Origin of the sequence: Pseudochrobactrum kiredjianiae (assembly GCF_030362795.1) — a bacterium.
GTDB lineage: Bacteria > Pseudomonadota > Alphaproteobacteria > Rhizobiales > Rhizobiaceae > Pseudochrobactrum > Pseudochrobactrum kiredjianiae.
On the sequence record NZ_JAUCBM010000012.1, the window covers coordinates 16,294 to 34,865 of the forward strand.

19 protein-coding genes are annotated in these 18,572 nt (G+C 49.7%); 11 read left to right on the plus strand and 8 right to left on the minus strand.

Annotated features, from left to right (window positions below):
- Nucleotides 1-93 precede the first annotated feature (93 nt).
- A complete protein-coding gene (locus QUF18_RS16605; RefSeq protein ID WP_289388394.1) occupies nucleotides 94-771 on the plus strand; it encodes an outer membrane protein in 678 nt (225 codons plus the stop codon).
- Between the two features lie 165 nt (nucleotides 772-936).
- Here QUF18_RS16605 and hisI read toward each other — a convergent pair whose 3' ends face one another.
- Together hisI and folE are read right to left on the minus strand one after the other, a co-directional pair.
- Nucleotides 937-1,347 carry a phosphoribosyl-AMP cyclohydrolase gene (gene hisI / locus QUF18_RS16610; RefSeq protein WP_289388395.1) on the minus strand — a complete coding sequence of 137 codons (411 nt, stop codon included), beginning with the start codon at nucleotides 1,345-1,347 and terminating at the stop codon, nucleotides 937-939.
- Nucleotides 1,344-1,955, minus strand: a complete 612-nt coding sequence (folE, locus tag QUF18_RS16615; RefSeq protein ID WP_289388396.1) for a GTP cyclohydrolase I FolE — start codon at nucleotides 1,953-1,955, stop codon at nucleotides 1,344-1,346. Before folE ends, hisI begins: the two co-directional genes overlap by 4 nt.
- Nucleotides 1,956-2,324: 369 nt before the next feature.
- Between folE and QUF18_RS16620 the strand changes: the two genes are divergently transcribed.
- From QUF18_RS16620 to QUF18_RS16635, 4 genes are all read left to right on the plus strand, one after another.
- Nucleotides 2,325-2,765 carry an iron-sulfur cluster assembly scaffold protein gene (locus tag QUF18_RS16620; protein WP_289388397.1) on the plus strand — a complete coding sequence of 147 codons (441 nt, stop codon included), beginning with the start codon at nucleotides 2,325-2,327 and terminating at the stop codon, nucleotides 2,763-2,765.
- A gap of 1 nt (nucleotide 2,766) precedes the next feature.
- Nucleotides 2,767-3,132, plus strand: a complete 366-nt coding sequence (gene yidD, locus QUF18_RS16625) for a membrane protein insertion efficiency factor YidD (protein WP_289388398.1) — start codon at nucleotides 2,767-2,769, stop codon at nucleotides 3,130-3,132.
- Nucleotides 3,133-3,378: 246 nt separating this feature from the next.
- The gene (gene thrS / locus QUF18_RS16630; RefSeq protein ID WP_289388399.1) at nucleotides 3,379-5,346 is read left to right on the plus strand and encodes a threonine--tRNA ligase; all 1,968 of its coding nucleotides are present in this window, start codon (nucleotides 3,379-3,381) and stop codon (nucleotides 5,344-5,346) included.
- 61 nt (nucleotides 5,347-5,407) lie between these two features.
- A complete protein-coding gene (locus QUF18_RS16635; RefSeq protein ID WP_289388400.1) occupies nucleotides 5,408-5,974 on the plus strand; it encodes a DUF3885 domain-containing protein in 567 nt (188 codons plus the stop codon).
- Between the two features lies 1 nt (nucleotide 5,975).
- Here QUF18_RS16635 and hspQ read toward each other — a convergent pair whose 3' ends face one another.
- Both hspQ and QUF18_RS16645 read right to left on the minus strand, forming a co-directional pair.
- Nucleotides 5,976-6,314: a heat shock protein HspQ gene (hspQ, locus tag QUF18_RS16640; RefSeq protein WP_289388401.1), complete on the minus strand. Its 339-nt coding sequence runs from the start codon at nucleotides 6,312-6,314 to the stop codon at nucleotides 5,976-5,978.
- Nucleotides 6,311-7,594 (minus strand): UbiH/UbiF family hydroxylase, encoded by a 1,284-nt coding sequence (locus tag QUF18_RS16645; RefSeq protein WP_289388402.1) that lies wholly within the window; start codon nucleotides 7,592-7,594, stop codon nucleotides 6,311-6,313. Before QUF18_RS16645 ends, hspQ begins: the two co-directional genes overlap by 4 nt.
- A 276-nt stretch (nucleotides 7,595-7,870) precedes the next feature.
- On the opposite strand from QUF18_RS16645, the gene pcsA reads away from it, so the two are divergent.
- The 6 genes from pcsA to QUF18_RS16675 all read left to right on the plus strand — a co-directional run bounded on the left by pcsA (nucleotide 7,871) and on the right by QUF18_RS16675 (nucleotide 14,474).
- Nucleotides 7,871-8,623, plus strand: coding sequence for a phosphatidylcholine synthase (pcsA, locus tag QUF18_RS16650; RefSeq protein ID WP_289388403.1), 753 nt, complete (start codon nucleotides 7,871-7,873; stop codon nucleotides 8,621-8,623).
- A 15-nt stretch (nucleotides 8,624-8,638) separates the two neighbouring features.
- Nucleotides 8,639-9,613 (plus strand): quinone oxidoreductase family protein, encoded by a 975-nt coding sequence (locus tag QUF18_RS16655; protein ID WP_289388404.1) that lies wholly within the window; start codon nucleotides 8,639-8,641, stop codon nucleotides 9,611-9,613.
- A gap of 176 nt (nucleotides 9,614-9,789) precedes the next feature.
- The gene (locus QUF18_RS16660) at nucleotides 9,790-11,334 is read left to right on the plus strand and encodes an ABC transporter ATP-binding protein (protein ID WP_289388405.1); all 1,545 of its coding nucleotides are present in this window, start codon (nucleotides 9,790-9,792) and stop codon (nucleotides 11,332-11,334) included.
- Nucleotides 11,334-12,425, plus strand: a complete 1,092-nt coding sequence (locus QUF18_RS16665) for an ABC transporter permease (protein ID WP_289388406.1) — start codon at nucleotides 11,334-11,336, stop codon at nucleotides 12,423-12,425. Before QUF18_RS16660 ends, QUF18_RS16665 begins: the two co-directional genes overlap by 1 nt.
- Before the next feature lie 3 nt (nucleotides 12,426-12,428).
- Nucleotides 12,429-13,349, plus strand: a complete 921-nt coding sequence (locus QUF18_RS16670; RefSeq protein ID WP_289388407.1) for an ABC transporter permease — start codon at nucleotides 12,429-12,431, stop codon at nucleotides 13,347-13,349.
- A 57-nt stretch (nucleotides 13,350-13,406) separates the two neighbouring features.
- Nucleotides 13,407-14,474 carry a BMP family ABC transporter substrate-binding protein gene (locus QUF18_RS16675; RefSeq protein WP_289388408.1) on the plus strand — a complete coding sequence of 356 codons (1,068 nt, stop codon included), beginning with the start codon at nucleotides 13,407-13,409 and terminating at the stop codon, nucleotides 14,472-14,474.
- Nucleotides 14,475-14,524: 50 nt separating this feature from the next.
- Here the strand turns inward: QUF18_RS16675 and QUF18_RS16680 are convergent, their stop codons facing one another.
- The 4 genes from QUF18_RS16680 to QUF18_RS16695 all read right to left on the minus strand — a co-directional run bounded on the left by QUF18_RS16680 (nucleotide 14,525) and on the right by QUF18_RS16695 (nucleotide 18,429).
- Nucleotides 14,525-14,989, minus strand: coding sequence for a DUF1203 domain-containing protein (locus QUF18_RS16680; protein WP_289388409.1), 465 nt, complete (start codon nucleotides 14,987-14,989; stop codon nucleotides 14,525-14,527).
- A gap of 158 nt (nucleotides 14,990-15,147) precedes the next feature.
- Nucleotides 15,148-15,633 carry a bacterioferritin gene (gene bfr, locus QUF18_RS16685; protein WP_289388410.1) on the minus strand — a complete coding sequence of 162 codons (486 nt, stop codon included), beginning with the start codon at nucleotides 15,631-15,633 and terminating at the stop codon, nucleotides 15,148-15,150.
- Nucleotides 15,599-15,910, minus strand: coding sequence for a (2Fe-2S)-binding protein (locus tag QUF18_RS16690; RefSeq protein ID WP_289388411.1), 312 nt, complete (start codon nucleotides 15,908-15,910; stop codon nucleotides 15,599-15,601). Before QUF18_RS16690 ends, bfr begins: the two co-directional genes overlap by 35 nt.
- Nucleotides 15,911-16,401: 491 nt before the next feature.
- Nucleotides 16,402-18,429, minus strand: a complete 2,028-nt coding sequence (locus tag QUF18_RS16695) for a TonB-dependent receptor domain-containing protein (RefSeq protein WP_289388412.1) — start codon at nucleotides 18,427-18,429, stop codon at nucleotides 16,402-16,404.
- Nucleotides 18,430-18,572: the final 143 nt, after the last annotated feature.

Below are 18,572 nucleotides of genomic sequence, written 5' to 3' on the forward strand. Positions count from 1 at the left end.
TCCTCCGTATCGTGTTGCAATATTGTTACAGCATTTTTGACTGGGTGGTGTAAAACAAGGTCAACGAGTTTCTTTCTAAAAGGTCTGATTGACATGTTTAACAAAATTGCTCTCGCCGCTTCCGCAGCAGTTCTCTTCTCCGGTACAGCAATGGCTGCTGATGCTATCGTTTACAACGAACCAGCACCAGTTGCAGTTGCAAACACATTCAGCTGGGAAGGCGCATATGCCGGTGTGAATGCTGGCTACGGCTTCGGTAAAATGAAAGAAGACGGCGTAAGCGTTAAGCCACGCGGCTTCGTTGGTGGTATCCAGGCTGGTTACAACTGGCAGTTCGACCAGATCGTTGCTGGTATCGAAGCTGACTTCCAGGGTTCTACCATGAAGAAGTCTGTGACTTTCTATGATGAACTCGGCGTTTACGAAGGCGATGTAAAAGCTAAAATCCAGTGGTTCGGTACTGTTCGTGGTCGTCTGGGTGCAGACATTGCTGAGCGTACAATGCTTTATGGTACAGCCGGTCTTGCCTATGGTAAGGTTAAAATTGAAGGCTACGATGCAGATCTCGGCCTGCACGAAAGCGCATCCAAGACCCGCGCTGGCTGGACTGCCGGTGCTGGTATTGAGCATGCCTTCACAGACAACGTTACTCTGAAGACAGAATACCTTTACACAGACCTCGGCAAAGTTAAATTCCGTGACGAAGCTGATGTTTCTAAAGTTAAAACAAACTTCCACACTGTACGCGTTGGTGTGAACTACAAGTTCTAATCATCTGCTGAGAGGTGAAGGACGCCTCTTATGAAATAAGCTCTTCCGCCTTCAGTGAAGGCGAAAGAGCGGTTCTCCAGACAAAAAGCCCTGCGTAATTTTATATTACGCAGGGCTTTTCTGGTTTGTGCATTAAAAATTAAATAAAGTACTTAGTGTATTGTTTTATTTATGTAAAACAACATGATTGCCGTCGACATTTACGACGCGGTAAAAGCAGGAATGACGGTCGGTATGGCAAGTCGGGCCATTGCCAGCAACTTTGACTTTAAGCCAAAGCGCATCTTGATCGCAGTCTGTGCGCATTTCGACAACAGTTTGCAGATTGCCGGATGTTTCGCCTTTTTTCCAAAGCGATTTGCGTGAGCGTGACCAGTAGTGGGTGATGCTGGTTTCCAGTGTCAGGCGCAGCGCTTCCGCATTCATATGCGCGACCATCAGCAGCTCATTATCATCCGCATTGCAGACAACAGCTGTTATCAGACCGGCATTGTCAAAGCGCGGCGCAAAAACAGCACCTTCTTCGGTGCTGTGCTTGTCTGTCTGCGCAGGAAATTCTGGCGGGAGATGTGTCATGAACCACTCCGTAGCATTGTCATGAACCGTACCTGATTGGCGATATCTGTTTCAAACGCGCCGGTAAAGGTTGTGGTTAGTGTGGTTGAGCCTTGTTTGCGAATACCACGCATGGCCATGCACATATGTTCCGCTTCAATCAAAACAGCAACACCGAGCGGCTTGAGAATGTTCTGAATGCTGTGTGCGATCTGTGCCGTCATGCTTTCCTGCGTTTGCAGGCGATGTGCAAACATATCAACGACGCGGGCAATTTTCGACAGGCCGACAACCGAGCCATTTGGCAGATAACCGACATGCGCTTTACCAATAATCGGCACCATATGATGCTCACAATGGGAGAAGAAGCTGATATCTTTGATCAGCACCATGTCTTTATAGCCGGCAACCTCTTCAAAGACGGTGCCCAGTTCTTCTTCCGGTGATTGTCCATAGCCTGAAAACAGTTCTTTATAGGCTTTGGCAACGCGTTTTGGCGTTTCAATCAGGCCTTCGCGGGATGTATCTTCACCCAGCCAGAGCAGGAGTGTTTTAACCGCAGCTTCGGCTTCAGCCTGCGTCGGACGGATCACATCATTGTTTTTTGTGTCGGCAATGTGCTTGTTCATATCGAGCTCCCGTAGTCTCCCTCAGCGGAGAGACGAGTTAAACGGACACTGTTACGAAGCTTGCTCAGGCAGTAAAATAATCTGTACCGCTGAAGGCTTGGCAGTTATGTCAGGGTAATTATCGGCATTTGCAGATTATAGCCAAAAGCCTGATCTGCCTGTCTTTATCAGCTGTTCCGCATATGCCGGAATAGTAAATGCCCGCTCTATATAGAGTAAGCAGAAGATATTAAAAGGGCAAAGAGTGCCGATTTATGTCGTATTCAGGTTGTGGTATTGGGTTTAGCAGCTTGAAATGAAATATTTATATCGCCATTTATAGAGCGTATTCAAAATAAGCATTTTGAGTGTCGAACAAGGAGAATCCAGATGATTAATGATATGTATAATGCCCGGATTCTGGAATTTGCCGGTAATATTCCGCATATTGGCCGCCTTGAGGTGCCCGACGCTACTGCAAAAGCGCATTCCAAACTCTGCGGCTCGACAGTCTTAGTTGATTTGAAGTTGAAAGACGGCGTGGTGACGGATTTTGCCCATGAGGTGAAGGCTTGCGCTTTAGGGCAGGCGACATCTTCGGTGATGGCACGCCATATTATTGGCTCCACAGAAGCGGAATTACGTGCTTTGCAGGCGCAAATGACTGCTATGCTGAAAGAAAACGGCGCACCTCCGGAAGGGCGCTTTGAGGATTTACGTTTTTTCGAGCCGGTGCGCGATTATAAAGCCCGTCATGCTTCCACTTTGCTGACCTTTGATGCGGTTGTTGATTGCCTCGATCAAATTGCAGCCAAAGCTGTAGCCCAATAATATGTGCCCGCCGCAGTCCGAGCAGAAAGCGCGTAAGCGCTATAGCCGTAATTATCAGGGTGCATGGCGCAAAACGCCGGATCGCCTGCTGGGAATCGGACTTATACGGCTTTATCAGCTGACGCTATCGGGCTTTATCGGTAATTCCTGCCGGCATATGCCGACCTGTTCTGAATATGCCTATGAGGCTCTCGCCCGTTATGGTTTGTGGACGGGCGGCTGGATGGGGTTGTTTCGTATTATGCGTTGCGGGCCGTTTGGCACCTGCGGCATTGATCGCGTGCCGGAAGTGCTGGAGCCACGCTATAAATGGTATTTTCCGTGGCGTTATTGGCACATTTCGGCTGCAAAACCCAATAATGACTAAGCTTTTCTTCGCGCAAGGTTTATTTCCCTCGCTACATTGATTATAGAGAGATTGCCGGATGCATCTGCACTTCGTTTTGCAGGAGCCGGAAGCATGAAGCGTATCCCGAAAAGTGGGAACCGGTTTTCGGATAAGATACGCGAAAACAAAACAGAGCATTTCCTGTGTTTCAAATTGGATTGGAAATGCTCGGATTTACTCTAAACACCCACCCGCAATCGTTGGCGGGACTGGATGAGGATGACAATGTCTAATCTTATTACTCTCGAATTTCCTGACGGCTCACAGCGCGAATATGATCCGGCCATGACTGGTCTGGCGCTTGCCGAATCCATCTCCAAATCACTGGCTAAGAAGTCTGTCGCCTATGCGGTTGACGGCACCGTGCGTGATTTGTCCGAGCCACTTGGCGCGTCAGGCAAAGTCGAGATTCTCACCCGTGAAGATCCGCGTGCGCTGGAGTTGATCCGCCACGACTGCGCCCACGTTCTGGCTGAAGCTGTGCAGGAGCTTTTCCCTGGCACGCAGGTCACAATCGGACCGGTTATTGAAAACGGTTTTTATTATGACTTTGCCCGCAATGAGCCTTTCACACCCGATGACCTGCCGGTTATCGAAAAGAAAATGCGTGAAATCATTGCTCGCAACAAGTCGTTCACACGCGAAGTCTGGACACGCGAAAAAGCCAAACAGGTTTTCTCCGATAAGGGTGAATCCTATAAGGTTGAGCTGATTGACGCGATCCCTGCAGGTCAGGATCTGAAGATCTATTATCAGGGCGACTGGTTTGATCTTTGCCGCGGTCCGCATATGGCGTCCACAGGTCAGATCGGCAATGCGTTCAAACTGATGAAAGTTGCCGGTGCTTATTGGCGCGGTGACAGCAACAATCCGATGCTGACACGTATTTACGGTACAGCTTTCGCGAATGATGCTGATCTGCAGCAATATCTGACAATGCTGGAAGAAGCTGAAAAGCGCGACCATCGCCGTCTCGGCCGTGAAATGGATCTGTTCCATTTTCAGGAAGAAGGTCCGGGGGTTGTGTTCTGGCATGCTAAGGGCTGGCGCATGTTCCAGAGCCTTGTCAGCTACATGCGTCGTCGTCTCGACGATCATGGCTATCAGGAAGTCAACGCACCGCAGGTGCTGGATAAATCCCTTTGGGAAACATCCGGTCATTGGGGCTGGTATAAAGACAACATGTTCAAGGTCACCACTGCCGGTGATGACACTGAAGATGACCGCGTTTTCGCGCTGAAGCCGATGAACTGCCCGGGTCACGTACAGATTTTCAAACATGGTTTGAAATCCTACCGCGATCTGCCGATCAAAATGGCGGAATTCGGTAATGTACATCGTTATGAGCCATCAGGTGCGCTGCATGGTCTGATGCGCGTTCGCGGCTTTACGCAGGATGATGCGCATATCTTCTGTACAGATGAACAGATGGCCGATGAATGCCTGCGCATTAACGACCTGATTCTCTCGACTTATGCCGATTTCGGCTTCGATCAGATCACTGTCAAGCTCTCCACACGTCCTGAAAAGCGCGTGGGTGATGATGCGCTTTGGGATCGTGCGGAAAGCGTCATGGGCGAAGTGCTCAAGACAATTGAAGCTAATTCCGGCGGCCGTATCAAAACCGGCATTCTGCCAGGTGAGGGTGCGTTCTACGGACCTAAGTTCGAATATACGCTGAAAGATGCAATCGGTCGTGAATGGCAGTGCGGTACAACGCAGGTTGACTTCAACCTGCCGGAACGCTTCGGTGCATTCTATATCGACAACAACTCCGAGAAGCAGCAGCCGGTAATGATCCACCGCGCGATCTGTGGTTCGATGGAGCGTTTCCTCGGTATTCTGATCGAGAACTTTGCCGGTCATATGCCGCTGTGGTTCGCACCAATTCAGGTTGTGGTCGCAACGATCACTTCGGAAGCGGATGATTATGGTCGTGAAGTTGCCAGCCTGCTCAAAAAAGCTGGCTTGCAGGTTACAACCGACTTCCGCAACGAGAAGATCAACTACAAGGTGCGTGAGCATTCGCTGCAGAAAGTGCCGGCCATTCTGGTGCTTGGTAAGCGTGAAGCAGAGGAGCGCACAGTGAATATTCGCCGCCTCGGCTCCCGTGACCAGACACCTATGTCGCTGGATGAAGCGCTGAGCTCATTGCGCGAAGAGGCAACACCGCCGGATCTTCGCCGCGCATAACTGAAATAAGAAAAGGCCGGAGCAATCCGGCCTTTTTGTTTACTTCAATATTTAGGTACCAATGCGCAGCACCTCATTCTCACAATTTTGGAATAGTAGATTCTCAGGCTCGCTGCCTTTGATGTATCTTTTACGCGAAGAAAAACGAGACCAATGGGTAAGGTTTTATTCTCTGCCTGAAGGAAAACGCTATCCTTTCGATGAACGCGAAGAGGAAGAGATTTTAAAACGCTACAACAGCGTTGCGGGATTTGTTTTTGATGACAATGAACCTGTGTGGCTGGTTGCTAACACTGGTGTTCATAGATCTGAAACGCGTCATGTTTTAAAATTACTAGCGATGGATTTTAAAAGCACTGGTGTAAAATCTTATACTGATGCTGACGGAGATAAATGCAAATCCCGTTTTTTCTATAAACAGGATCATTGGAAAAGCGGCGCATTTAATGATTTATTTTCTCTCACTATCCATGAGAAAATATCAGGCATCCTGTTTGTAAATCAAAAAGCACAGCTCTTTTATGCATATGACGGCGGAATGGATGTCATCTTATCAGGTGCAAATCAGCTTGATCACATCAAACACCAATTTGAACAATGGCGTTCTCCGCTTTTAAGTGGCTTGTGATTTAATTCAGAGGTGCGGCTTTAAAGCGATATTCACCCTGACTGTCGATGTCGAAATAGTCGCCAAGTTGCGGATGACGCAGGGGTTCGTCGCTTTCATCTTCTTCCAGATTTTGCTCTGAGACATAGGCCACGTAATCAGTTTCTTCATTCTCTGCCAGCACATGATAGAACGGCTGCTCACGTTTCGGGCGTGAGGCTTCAGGAATGGACATGTACCATTCTTCTGTATTGGCAAATTCCAGATCTACATCAAAAATGATACCGCGGAACGGCAACAGGCGGTGACGCACCACCTGTCCGATCTGGAAACGTGCATATTTTACTTCAAAGGCACTCATTTTGATCCGTCTTGGTGTGGCATTGCAGCCGGAGTTGTTACTTTTTTATTGGCGGCAGAGAAAGATGGCAGCAGAGCTTTGAAGCCACCACCTGGACGCAGGCCCTCACGCATGAAGAAAGCACGCAGCGGCGGTACAACGCGCAGAATTTCCAGACCTGTGCCACGAATAATCTGCGCAGGGAGGAAATCCGACAATAGTGTGCGGTTCAGCACATCGACAGAGCCGGTACGTGCCAGAATATCAGGGCGGCGACCACTGTCATAGGCGCGGATAACGCGATCGGAACCGGCATCCTGCTTGTCTTTGCTTAATGCAGAGATCAGTGTTTCCACATCACGGGTGCCGAGATTGAGACCTTGCGCACCAATCGGCGGGAACACATGAGCCGCTTCACCGATCAGGATTGTGCGCTTGACTGCAAATTTCAGCGGTACAAGACCGGAGAGCGGCCATGCCTGCTGTTTGGTATCAACCGTGATTTCACCCAGCATGGACTGCATTTTGGTTTCAATCTCACGGGCGAGCTGTTCTGTATCCAGTGCCATCAGATTTTTGGCACGCAACGGATTGGCAACCCAGACGAGACTGGAGCGGTTTCCGGGCAGCGGTACCTGCGTAAAAGGACCATCTTCAGTGTGGAATTCAGTCGAAATATTCTGATGTGGGACTTTATGGCTGAAAGAGCACACCACAGCGGTCTGCGGATAGTGCCAGCGGCGTGTATTAATACCCGCAGCATCACGCGCAAAGCTGTTGCGGCCATCAGCAGCCACGACCAGCGGTGTGGTCACAACCTGTCCGTCGCTGAAAGTCACACTGATACTGTCTGTGCTATGCTGATAGGCTGTCGCATTGCTGAAATTACGGGCAATACGTGGATGCGCTGTAACTGCTTCATGCAGTGCGCGGTTCAGCACCAGATTGGGAATATTATAGCCAAAGGCTTCCGTGCCAATTTCCGAGGCGCGGAATGTCACTGCAGGACTGCGGATCAGTCTGCGGGTGCCGTCAACAATACGCATTGAGGCGAGTGCTGCCGTATCAGGACGGATGGTCTGCCATATGCCGAGACTATCCAGATATTCAATTGCAGGCATCATCAGCGCCGTAGTGCGGCGGTCATCCTGATTACTGACAGGGCCTGCCAGCAAAACATCATAGCCTGCCTGCGCCATTGCCAATGCAGCAATCATCCCTGCAGGGCCGCTGCCGCTGACAAGAATTCGAGCCGATTGTATGGTTGCGTTGAAATCAGAATGATGATCTGAATCAGACATGATGCACCTCTTATTTTCCGGCTTTTAGTCAGACTTTCAATCCTAAAAAGCCATAATCAAATTAGCCAGCTCAATCTAATAGGCCATAACTAGCCGTTTCAACACCAAAAACATATAATTAAACTGGAGATAGTGGCGACAAGCGGGTAACTTCTTTGGATGAGCGACATTTTGTCTGTTTTTCAACTCTCCTTTTCTTGCACTTTTAGTGATTTTCGACAAAAGCTGTACGGACTGGTAATTCATTAATTTTTTGTAATAGAATCGGCGAAGACCTTGAAAGTGAAACTGACAGAAAAACTGAAAGCAAAAAAAGTCACCGTACCTCAGGTTCGGGCTTTTTCTGTTCACCTGTTAACGGCTTCCGGTTCGTTTCTGGCGTTCCTGTCACTGGTTGCTGCCAGTGAAGAAAACTGGACGGCAATGTTTCTCTGGCTGGGGCTGGCGCTGTTCGTCGATGGTATTGACGGGCCAATCGCCCGCAAGCTTGAAGTGAAATATGTACTGCCAAACTGGTCGGGCGAGTTGCTCGATAATATTATTGATTATGTGACTTATGTGCTGATCCCCGCTTTTGCACTCTATCAGAGCGGCTTTATGGGGCATGGCCTGTCGTTCCTCTCAGGCGCGATCATCGTTATCAGCAGCGCGATCTACTATGCCGATACGGGTATGAAGACCAAAGAGAACTTCTTTAAAGGCTTCCCTGTGGTCTGGAACATGGTGGTATTCACGCTGTTTATCGTCGGACCCGGCGAGTGGACAGCTTTCGGTATCGTTGTCGTCTCCGCAATCCTGTCTTTCATGCCGCTGAACTTCTTGCATCCGGTGCGCGTTGCCCGTTTGCGTCCGCTCAACCTCACCATCTTTCTGGCATGGTGTGTGTTCGGTGTGGCCGGTATTTACTACCATATGGATGCGCCACTCTGGGTGCGTATCGGCATCACCGTAACCGGTATTTATCTCTACTGCATCGGTATTGTGATGCAGTTCCTGCCTAATCTTGGTCTTAAAACAGCTGCGAAATAACAGGGAATACAGACTATGACGAATGCCATTCTGATCCGCGAAACCGGTGGTGCTGATGTTCTGAAATATGAACAGGTTGAAATTGGTCAGCCAATAGCCGGTGAAGCCCGCATCCGCCATGAAGCGGTTGGTCTGAACTTCATCGATGTCTATTTCCGTACCGGTCTCTATAAAGCACCGCAAATGCCTTTCATTCCGGGGCAGGAAGGTGCGGGAACTGTTGTGGCTGTCGGCGAGGGTGTAACTAATGTCAAAACCGGTGATCGCGTTGCCTATACTGGTGCTATGGGCGCTTATGCTGATGAGCGTCTGATTGCTGCTGATCGTCTGGTAAAAGTGCCGGATAATATGGATCTGCGCCTTGCCGCATCGATGATGCTCAAAGGCATGACCGCTTATTATCTGACCAATCTGACATATAAAATCCAGAAGGGCGATACAGTTCTGATCCATGCGGCTGCCGGCGGCGTAGGACAGATTGCTGGTCAGTGGGCGAAACATCTTGGTGCGACAGTTATCGGCACTGCGGGCTCGCAAGAGAAAATCGATCTTGCGCTGTCACTCGGCTATGATCACGTGATCAATTACCGTGAAGATAATTTCGTCGAGAAGGTGAAGGAATTTACCGGCGGAAAAGGTTTGCCGGTGGTTTATGACAGTGTCGGCAAAGATACTTTCCCTGCATCGCTGCAGGTTCTGCAACCACGCGGTTTGTTTGTGAGCTATGGCAATGCCTCGGGGCCGGTGCCGCCATTCGAACTGGCACTGCTTAATCAATATGGCTCGATATACATGACACGTCCGTCGCTTGGCGCTTATATTGCAACGCGGGAAGAACTTGAGCGTGCAGCAGCGGCACTGTTTGATGTGGTTGCCAGCGGTGCTGTCAAAATCAACCTCAATCAAACCTATGATCTTCGTGATGCCGCACAGGCGCATCGCGATCTCGAAGACCGCAAGACCACCGGAACAACAGTGTTGATTCCGTAAAACCGGCATTCTCTGCCGTTTAAAACCCTGTTGAACTCCGGTGAAGAGCAGTTTCACCGGAGGCGGTTTTGTTTTTCTTCTAAAAATTGTTCATAGAATTGTTATAAATTACATTTCGTCTTCCCTATTTTTTTTACTGTGGCATAAGGTGGGCGGAAGCAATGTCTCGGGGAAACATGACAGAACCTTCCGCATCATCTCTACAATTGCTGGATGTACAGCGCCTGACAAAGCAGTTTGGCGCGCTGAAAGCCTGCGATCAGATTGATCTGACCATTGAGCGCGGTGAAATTCACGCGCTGTTGGGAGAGAATGGTGCTGGAAAATCCACGCTTGTCAAAATGCTGTTCGGCTCATTACAGCCGCTTGAAGGCGAGATTTTCTGGAAAGCTCGCAAGGTTCGTATGACCAGTCCGGCCTTTGCCCGTAAGCTCGGCATTGGCATGGTGTTCCAGCATTTCTCATTATTTGACAGTCTCACGGCTGCGGAGAATATCGCGCTATCGCTGGATGCTGGCCTGTCACTCGCAGAGGTTGCCAAAAAAGCATCAAAAATCGGTGAGACCTATGGTCTTCCGGTTGATACAGATGCCTTGGTCGGTGATCTGTCGGTTGGTGAGCGTCAGCGGATTGAGATTATCCGATGCCTGTTGCAGGAGCCTGAACTGATTATTCTGGACGAGCCGACAGCCGTCCTCACGCCTCAGGAAGCAGATAAGCTGTTTGTTACGCTGAACAGGCTTAAAAGCGAAGGCAAATCCATTCTCTATATCAGCCACCGGCTGGAAGAAGTGAAGCAGATTTGTGACCGCGCCACTGTGCTGCGTCACGGTAAGGTCGTGTCCCATTGCACACCTTCTCAGGAAACAACCGCATCCCTTGCGCGCATGATGGTAGGCGAGGATGTTGCCCTTGTTGAGCGCCCGAAGCTGGCTGCTCAGCCGCAAGGTCATGATAATCTGCTCGAGATTAACGGGCTTTCTCAGGCACCGCGCGGGCCTTTCTCAACGGCATTACGCGATATTTCCCTGTCTGTATGCGCCGGTGAGGTTGTCGGCATTGCCGGTGTCGCCGGTAACGGGCAGAGTGAGTTTTTTGAAGCCGTCTCCGGTGAAGTGCGTCAGGACAAAGCCGCAGCCATCCGTATTCGCGGGCAGGAGGCCGGTCTTTCCGGCATTACCCGCCGCCGTCTGCTGGGAGCGGGCTTTGTACCGGAAGAACGTCTCGGACATGGCGCAGTACCGGAACTGCCCCTGACTGATAACCTGTTTTTGTCGCGTTATCGCACCGATGCCAAGGTCTTTCTTAAAGGCGGCTTTCTGAAAATCATCGCACGTTCAGCACTCTCATCGGCAGCCAAGCGCATTAATACGATGATGGATGTGCGCAAAAATGCAGAGAACCCTGTGGCGGGTGCATTATCCGGCGGTAATTTGCAGAAATTCATTATCGGACGGGAACTGGATCGCAATCCGTCAGTGCTGGTTGTCAATCAGCCGACATGGGGCGTGGATGCCGGTGCTGCGATGCGTATTCGTCAGGCTTTGGTGGATTTGTCACGGCAGGGTTCAGCCGTTCTCGTTATCAGTCAGGATCTTGATGAATTGTTTGAAATCTGTGACCGCATCGCTGTGATGCATCATGGGCAACTGTCTGAAGCATTGCCGCGCGATATTGTAACCGCCGAGAAAATCGGCCTGATGATGGGCGGGGCAATCTGATGCGTATTGAACTGATTAAAAGACCGCAACCCTCCCGTTGGTTTAGTGCTCTTTCACCACTGATCGCCTTGGCGCTTGCAATGATTTGCGGCGCCATTTTGTTTGCGCTGATGGGTAAAGATCCTTTTGCGGCATTGCATGCATTCTTTATTGAGCCGCTACTGGATATCTGGTCGATCCACGAATTGCTGGTGAAGGCCGCGCCGCTGATCCTGATCGCAGTCGGTTTGTCGGTTTGTTATTTGTCGAATAACTGGAATATCGGTGCCGAAGGTCAGCTGACCATGGGCGCGATTGCCGGTTCGATGATGCCGATTGTGTTTCCTGATGTGCAGGGGTGGTATGTTCTGCCGCTTATGCTGCTGATGGGGATGGCTGGTGGTGCGCTTTATGCGGCTATTCCGGCACTGCTCAAAGTACGTTTTAACGCCAATACAATTTTGACCAGCCTGATGTTGGTCTATGTGGCGCAGTTCTTTCTGGACTGGCTGGTGCGCGGCCCGTGGCGCAATCCTGCGGGGATGAATTTCCCTGAAAGCCGACAGTTTCATGATTATGCCATTCTGCCGGAAATTTGGTCTGCATCAGGTCGCGCGCATTGGGGCTTTGTATTTGCCATTATTGCGGCTTTTGCTCTGTGGTTCATGTTGCGCAACACACTCCAAGGATTTCAGATTAAAGTTGTCGGACAAAGCCCGCGTGCTGCCCGTTTTGCCGGTTTCAGTGCCGGTAAGATCACGTTTTTTGCCTTTCTGCTCTCCGGCGCATTGGCAGGGCTGGCCGGTATCAGCGAAGTTTCCGGCGCCATCGGCCAGCTGCGCACAACCATCACGCCGGGCTACGGCTTTACAGCAATTATTATTGCATTTCTTGGCCGCCTTAATCCGCTTGGCATTATTGCTGCGGGTCTTGTTCTGGCGCTTTCCTATCTTGGTGGTGAGGCCGCTCAGCTTTCTATCGGTATCTCCGAGAAAGCAGCGCGGGTGTTTCAGGGTATGATCCTGTTCTTTGTTCTCGCCTGCGACAGTTTCATTCATTATCGCATTCGTTTTGTCAGCCGCAGTCAGCATGATCTGCGCGGGGAGGCCTGAGCCATGGATATGACACAGGCTATTCTGCTGACCATTGCCACTGCGGCAACACCTCTGCTGATTGCAGCGCTTGGAGAACTGGTTGCAGAGCGCTCCGGCGTTCTCAATCTCGGTGTTGAAGGCATGATGGTCATGGGCGCTGTCACCGGCTTTGCCATTGCCTATACAACCGGCAATGCATGGCTTGGCATGTTCGCTGCAATTCTTGCAGGGGCAGCGCTGGCTTTGCTGTTTGCATTCCTGACGCTGACATTGGTTGCCAATCAGGTGGCGACCGGACTGGCGCTGACTATTCTTGGTCTTGGCGCATCGGCGGTGATCGGTGAGAGCTTTGTTGGCTTGCCTGGTGTCAAACTGCCGTCGCTGAATATTCCTTATCTCAGTGATCTGCCGCTGATCGGTAAACTACTGTTCGGACAAGACGTGATTTTCTATATCGCAATGGTGCTGGTTATCAGTGTCAGCTGGTTCCTGTTCCGCACAAGGGCAGGGCTTCAACTGCGCTCCATCGGCGATAATCATAGCTCTGCCCATGCGCTTGGCATTAATGTCGTGCGCACGCGTTATCTGGCCGTGGTATTTGGTGGTGCCTGTGCCGGTCTTGCCGGTGCACAGCTGTCGCTTGTTTACGTGCCGCAATGGGTTGAGAATATGAGTGCAGGGCGCGGCTGGATTGCGCTGGCTCTGGTGGTGTTCGCCTCGTGGCGGCCATGGCGTGTGTTGATTGGGGCCTATTTGTTTGGCGCGGTCACCATTGGCCAGCTGCATGCACAGGCCTTTGGTATCGGCCTGCCGTCACAATTTATGTCGGCACTGCCTTATCTGGCGACAATTGTGGTTCTGGTTGTTATTTCCCGCAACCGCCGCCTCACCATGATGAATACGCCGGCTTCACTCGGCAAATCTTTTGTACCGGATCGCTGACACAAATTTTGCGATCCCCTTATACCGGCATCGGACGTTAACAGGAGAACGGGCACCATGAAAAAAGCGCTTACGATCCTTGCTACAGCAGCAAGTATCACAATGGCGGGCAGCGCCTTTGCACAAGAGCCGCTCAAAGTCGGATTTATCTATATCGGACCTCCGGGCGATTTCGGCTGGACTTACCAGCATGATGAAGCCCGTAAGGCGATGGAAAAAGAGTTTGGCGATAAGATCACCACCACTTATCTTGAAAGCGTGCCGGAAGGTGCCGATGCCGAGCGTTCGATTGAACGTCTTGCCCGCGCCGGTAATAAGCTGATTTTCACAACGTCTTTCGGCTATATGGATCCGACAATCAAAGTGGCGAAGAAATATCCGGACGTGAAATTTGAGCACGCAACCGGCTATAAAACTGCTGAAAATGTTTCCGCCTATAATGCGCGCTTCTATGAAGGCCGTTATGTGCAGGGACAGATCGCTGCGAAGATTTCCAAAAATGGTACAGCCGGTTTCATCGGTTCTGTTCCGGTGCCGGAAGTTGTTCAGGCAATCAACTCATTCATGCTCGGCGCACAGTCGGTTAATCCGGATTTCAAGATCAAAGTGATCTGGGCGAATGCATGGTTTGATCCGGGTCGTGAAGCCGATGCGGCTAAGGCGCTGATCGATCAAGGCGTTGATGTTCTGGCGCAGCACACCAACTCCACTGCACCTGTACAGGTTGCAGCAGAGCGCGGGATCAAGGCATTTGGTCAGGCTTCGGATATGATCAAGTTTGGCCCTGAAACTCAGCTGACAGCTACAGTTTATAACTGGTCGCCTTATTATATCGAGCGCACCAAGGCTGTTCTGGATGGCACATGGAAAGAGAAAAACTCATTTGACGGTATGAATACCGGTCTGGTGACAATGGCACCAATGACCAACATGCCTGACGATGTGAAAGCCATGGCCGAAGAAACCATCAAGAAGCTCGCTTCCGGCGAACTGAAGCCGTTTACCGGCCCGCTGAAAAAGCAGGATGGTTCTGAATGGCTCAAGGAAGGTGAAACTGCGGATGATGCAACCATCATCGGCATGAACTTCTACGTTCAGGGCATTGACGATCAATTGCCGCAATAAGCAGTTTGTCGAAGTGATAAAGAAAAGGCTCCGCATGCGGAGCCTTTTCTTTATACTCTGTCGATACGGCCGGAGTAACAGCCACGTGCAGCATTATGAGCGTGAATATAGACTGCGCTCTCATTGCTGAAGAGGCGTTCAATCGCGCCTTCGACTTCTGTGCCCTGCACAACCTCTGCACCGATAATCGTGCCTTTTTCATTGTAGGCACGTAGCGACAGCAATCTGGAGCGCATAACGGACGGCACTTCATTGATCCGGTCATAGACCTCTGAGGCATGCTCATGCACATAAATTGCATGCGTTGCATAATAAGGAGATTCAACCGGCTGACAGACGTGATTGAGCAGCAGCAGGCTGTCACCAATTGCGACCTCACGCATGCCGATACGGTCAGGATAGTTTACATCATCAGCAATCACGCGAATTGCACGATGCTTTGCCAGTTCATGATCGGGCTGGCCGAACAGATGACGGAACGGTTCTGGTGAAAGTCCGGTAATGCGAAAATCCATTGATAGTCTCCTGTAAATTACAGGAGCACTAAAACGCACGAGCACATCTGAAACACTGCAATTCTGATTTTCAAACTAATTTCAGATGAATAATCGCGAGCTACTTCAATAAAAAAAGGCTCCGCATGCGGAGCCTTAAATCATAGATAGAAGTGCTGTTATTCCGCAGCGTCGGCAGGTGCGGCATTGAGCATGCCATAACGCTCTTCACCAATCTTACCGAGAAGTTCAAGCTGGGTTTCGAGGAAGTCGATGTGACCTTCCTCATCTTTCAGCAATTCATCAAAAAGCTGGCGGCTTACATAGTCACCGGCTTCATCGCAAATTTCACGGGATTTCTTATAGGATGCACGGGCATCATATTCACCGGCCAGATCAGCTTCCAGAACTTCCTTTACTGTCTGGCCAATACGCAGCGGTGCAACAGTCTGCAGGTTCGGGTGACCTTCAAGGAAGATAATGCGGTCAATGATGCGATCTGCATGCTGCATTTCTTCGATGGATTCTTCGCGTTCTTTTTTCGCCAGACGAGTAAAGCCCCAGTCAGACAGAAGGCGGTAGTGCAGCCAATATTGGTTTACAGCACCGAGTTCGAGGAAAAGTGCCTCATTAAGCCGCTCGATGACCTTTTTGTCGCCCTTCATTCCATTTACTCCCGAATTGTTCACGTAACGCCCGAACGCGATCAATATAGACAATGAATTCAGAATCATTGTGCTCGCGCCGAAGATGATATTCTTCGGTGACTCTTATGATCGTTTCAACGACATTTGGGAAGCAGCCGCAGCAACGCCCACGCTTTTTCATGGCATGGTAGACCTTGGCAGGAACAATTAATTGCCAGCAATCTTCATCCAGCATCTGAATAATAGTATTTTCGATTTCTTTGGCAGTAATAATATTGCAATGGCAGACTAACATTCTGCACCATGCATGTTTGAAACGGCTAAAAATCCGTAATTTACGATAAATTTATTTGAATTAGATGCGATGGAACTGAAAATCATATTATGATTTTCTGCTAAATCGCCTATTGTGATCGCATTCTTGGACACAATCGAAAAATTATACTGATTCATTATTCCTCCAAATGGATGGGTCAAGGCCAAACATTTAAAGTTGCACTGTAACTGGTTGATTTTCTAATGCTTCATGCTCAGAAAATTGTCAAACACTGCAGATTAAAACAGTTCTAAAAATCAACTATTTAGAATGATTTTAAACTTGAGTTAAATATCCATATTAATTGAGCTATTCATCGTGAAGGTGCTTCTAAAAGCAATGATAATGGTAAGATAATACCTGTGCGGCATGTTGCCGCATATCGTTCTATGGAGTGATTTCAACAGGTTTTTATAAAAAAGCAGCGCGTCTTGTGGGACGCGCTGCCGGATTTTTGAAGTTATACGAACTTAGAACTGGAACTGTGTTGCAACAACAAAGGTCCGTCCTTGACCAGAGCCATAAGTACTCAGGGCAGGAGTGTATTTCTCGTCGAACAGGTTGGTCACTTTGAAGGACAGATCAACATTTTCATTGAATTTATAGGTCGCGAAAATGTCGACGAGATCATAGGATGGGGATTTGTATGTTCCTGCATAATCTACACCCTGACCTGATGAGACGTGCTGGTACAGGATGCCGGTTTCAAGTTTGCGATCCAGAAAACGTGCGCCTGCTGACAGTGAAACAATATCTTCCGGCAGATACTGACCGGAACCGAGACCTGCCTGCTGTGCCGGAAGATCTGATTTGCTGTGTGTGTAGCCAATGCCGCCATAGGCAAAACCTGCATCATAGCGAGCGTCAACTTCAAAGCCACGGACTTCAGATGTACCTTCAACATTCACGAACTGGTTCTGCGTAAATGCTGCGGTGATATAATCCTCAACGCGCATAGTGAAGTAATTCGCCTTAATACGGAGTTTATCTTCCGCATTCAGAATGCCATCCTGTGCAATGTTCAGGCCGAATTCCCAGCCTCGCTGCTTTTCAGGCACGAGATTTGGATTGCCCTTCATACGTCCGCCACCGGCATGAGCAATACCGCCGAGCAGTGTTTCCTGCAGGGTAGGTGCGCGCATGGAGTGGGCGTAGGTAACATAAGGCTGGAGCCAGTCAGTTACATTATACGCAACAGTCACTTTCGGATTGAGGCGACCGTCACTGTTTTTTACGTTGTCGGCATCATTTTCGAGGTTGTAATAATCATAACGCACGCCGGTCAGTACCTGCAGGTTGTTATAAGCCCACTCAACTTCGGTAAAGACAGCACTACGGTCAGATGTTGAGTCAATCGGATTCACACCGACATTCACGCCGCCTGTATTATCATGATTATATTCAGCGCCGTATTTCCAGTCGATATATAGATCATTTACAGAGAAACGCGATGTATTGGATACACTGAGGCCAACAGATTCAGTTTTGATCTCGCGTCCAACAAACGAACCGTTACCATCTGTATAGCTGAGTTTTGTGCTGTTAAAGTAAGTATTTACAGCGAGATCGACCAGATCGTTTTCGGTAGGATTATATTTATAATTAGCAGTAAAGGTGCGGTTCTGCATAAGCAGATCATAAACAGTGGCGCCGCCGGAATAACCTGGCTGCCATGTGCCGTATTTATTGTTATAAATCACGCCGCCAAGTGTCAGCTTATGATCTTCAGCAAAGCCGAATTCAGTCTTGAACAGGCCTGACGTCAGTTCCTGACCGGTCTTTTCAACGATATCGCCATAGCCATTTTTATAATCATTGGAGTCGCGGCGGCTGAGAGCTGCAACGATACCGATTTCATTGATACGTGCAGCACCGGCGAGCATTTCAGAGAAGCCGACGCCATTGCTGCCCCATGATACACGGCCGAGAACACCTTTGTCCTTACCGTCCATAATGACGTCATCGACGCCAAGTGTTTTGAAATTCACGCTACCGGCAAGACCGCTGCCGCCTTCGGTCGTAATCGCACCACGCGTAATATCAACCGAAGACAACAGGTTGGGGTCGATATAGCTGTAACCCTGTGCATCATGCGCAGTGGTACGGAAGTTTTGCGGCGCACCGTCAATCATCATATTGACGCGGCCGGAACCTTCAAAACCACGAATATTGACAGCTACGCCTGGATTGGAGCCGTTGATCGAGGTGAATACACCCGGTGTGGAACGCAAAACGGTATCCAGCTTTTCGCGGCCGTTCAGTTTGATTTCCGTTTTGGAAATGGTGCTGACAGGAGCAGGGCGCGAGGTAATTTCCTGCGGGTTAACCGACTTGATATTGATTGTATTGAGCTGCACTTCACCGGCTGCATTTTCAGTTGCCGGTTTGGTTGTCTGAGCTTGCTGAGCCTGTGCTGCGCCTGCCATCACGATGAGGCTGATTGCTGTGCTGCCAAGGCCGATTTTGAGAAATCTGGAAAGATTAGAAGACTGCTGCATTTATCATCTCCGCATCGTTGCCGCAGGGCAAGCAAGCATTAAAATTTGCACTCTGAAACCACGCTCAAGTCTCCGGACGATAGAACGCAGCAATAATCAACATGATTTCTATGCCGATATGCGCGTTCCAGATCAGGTTTCTG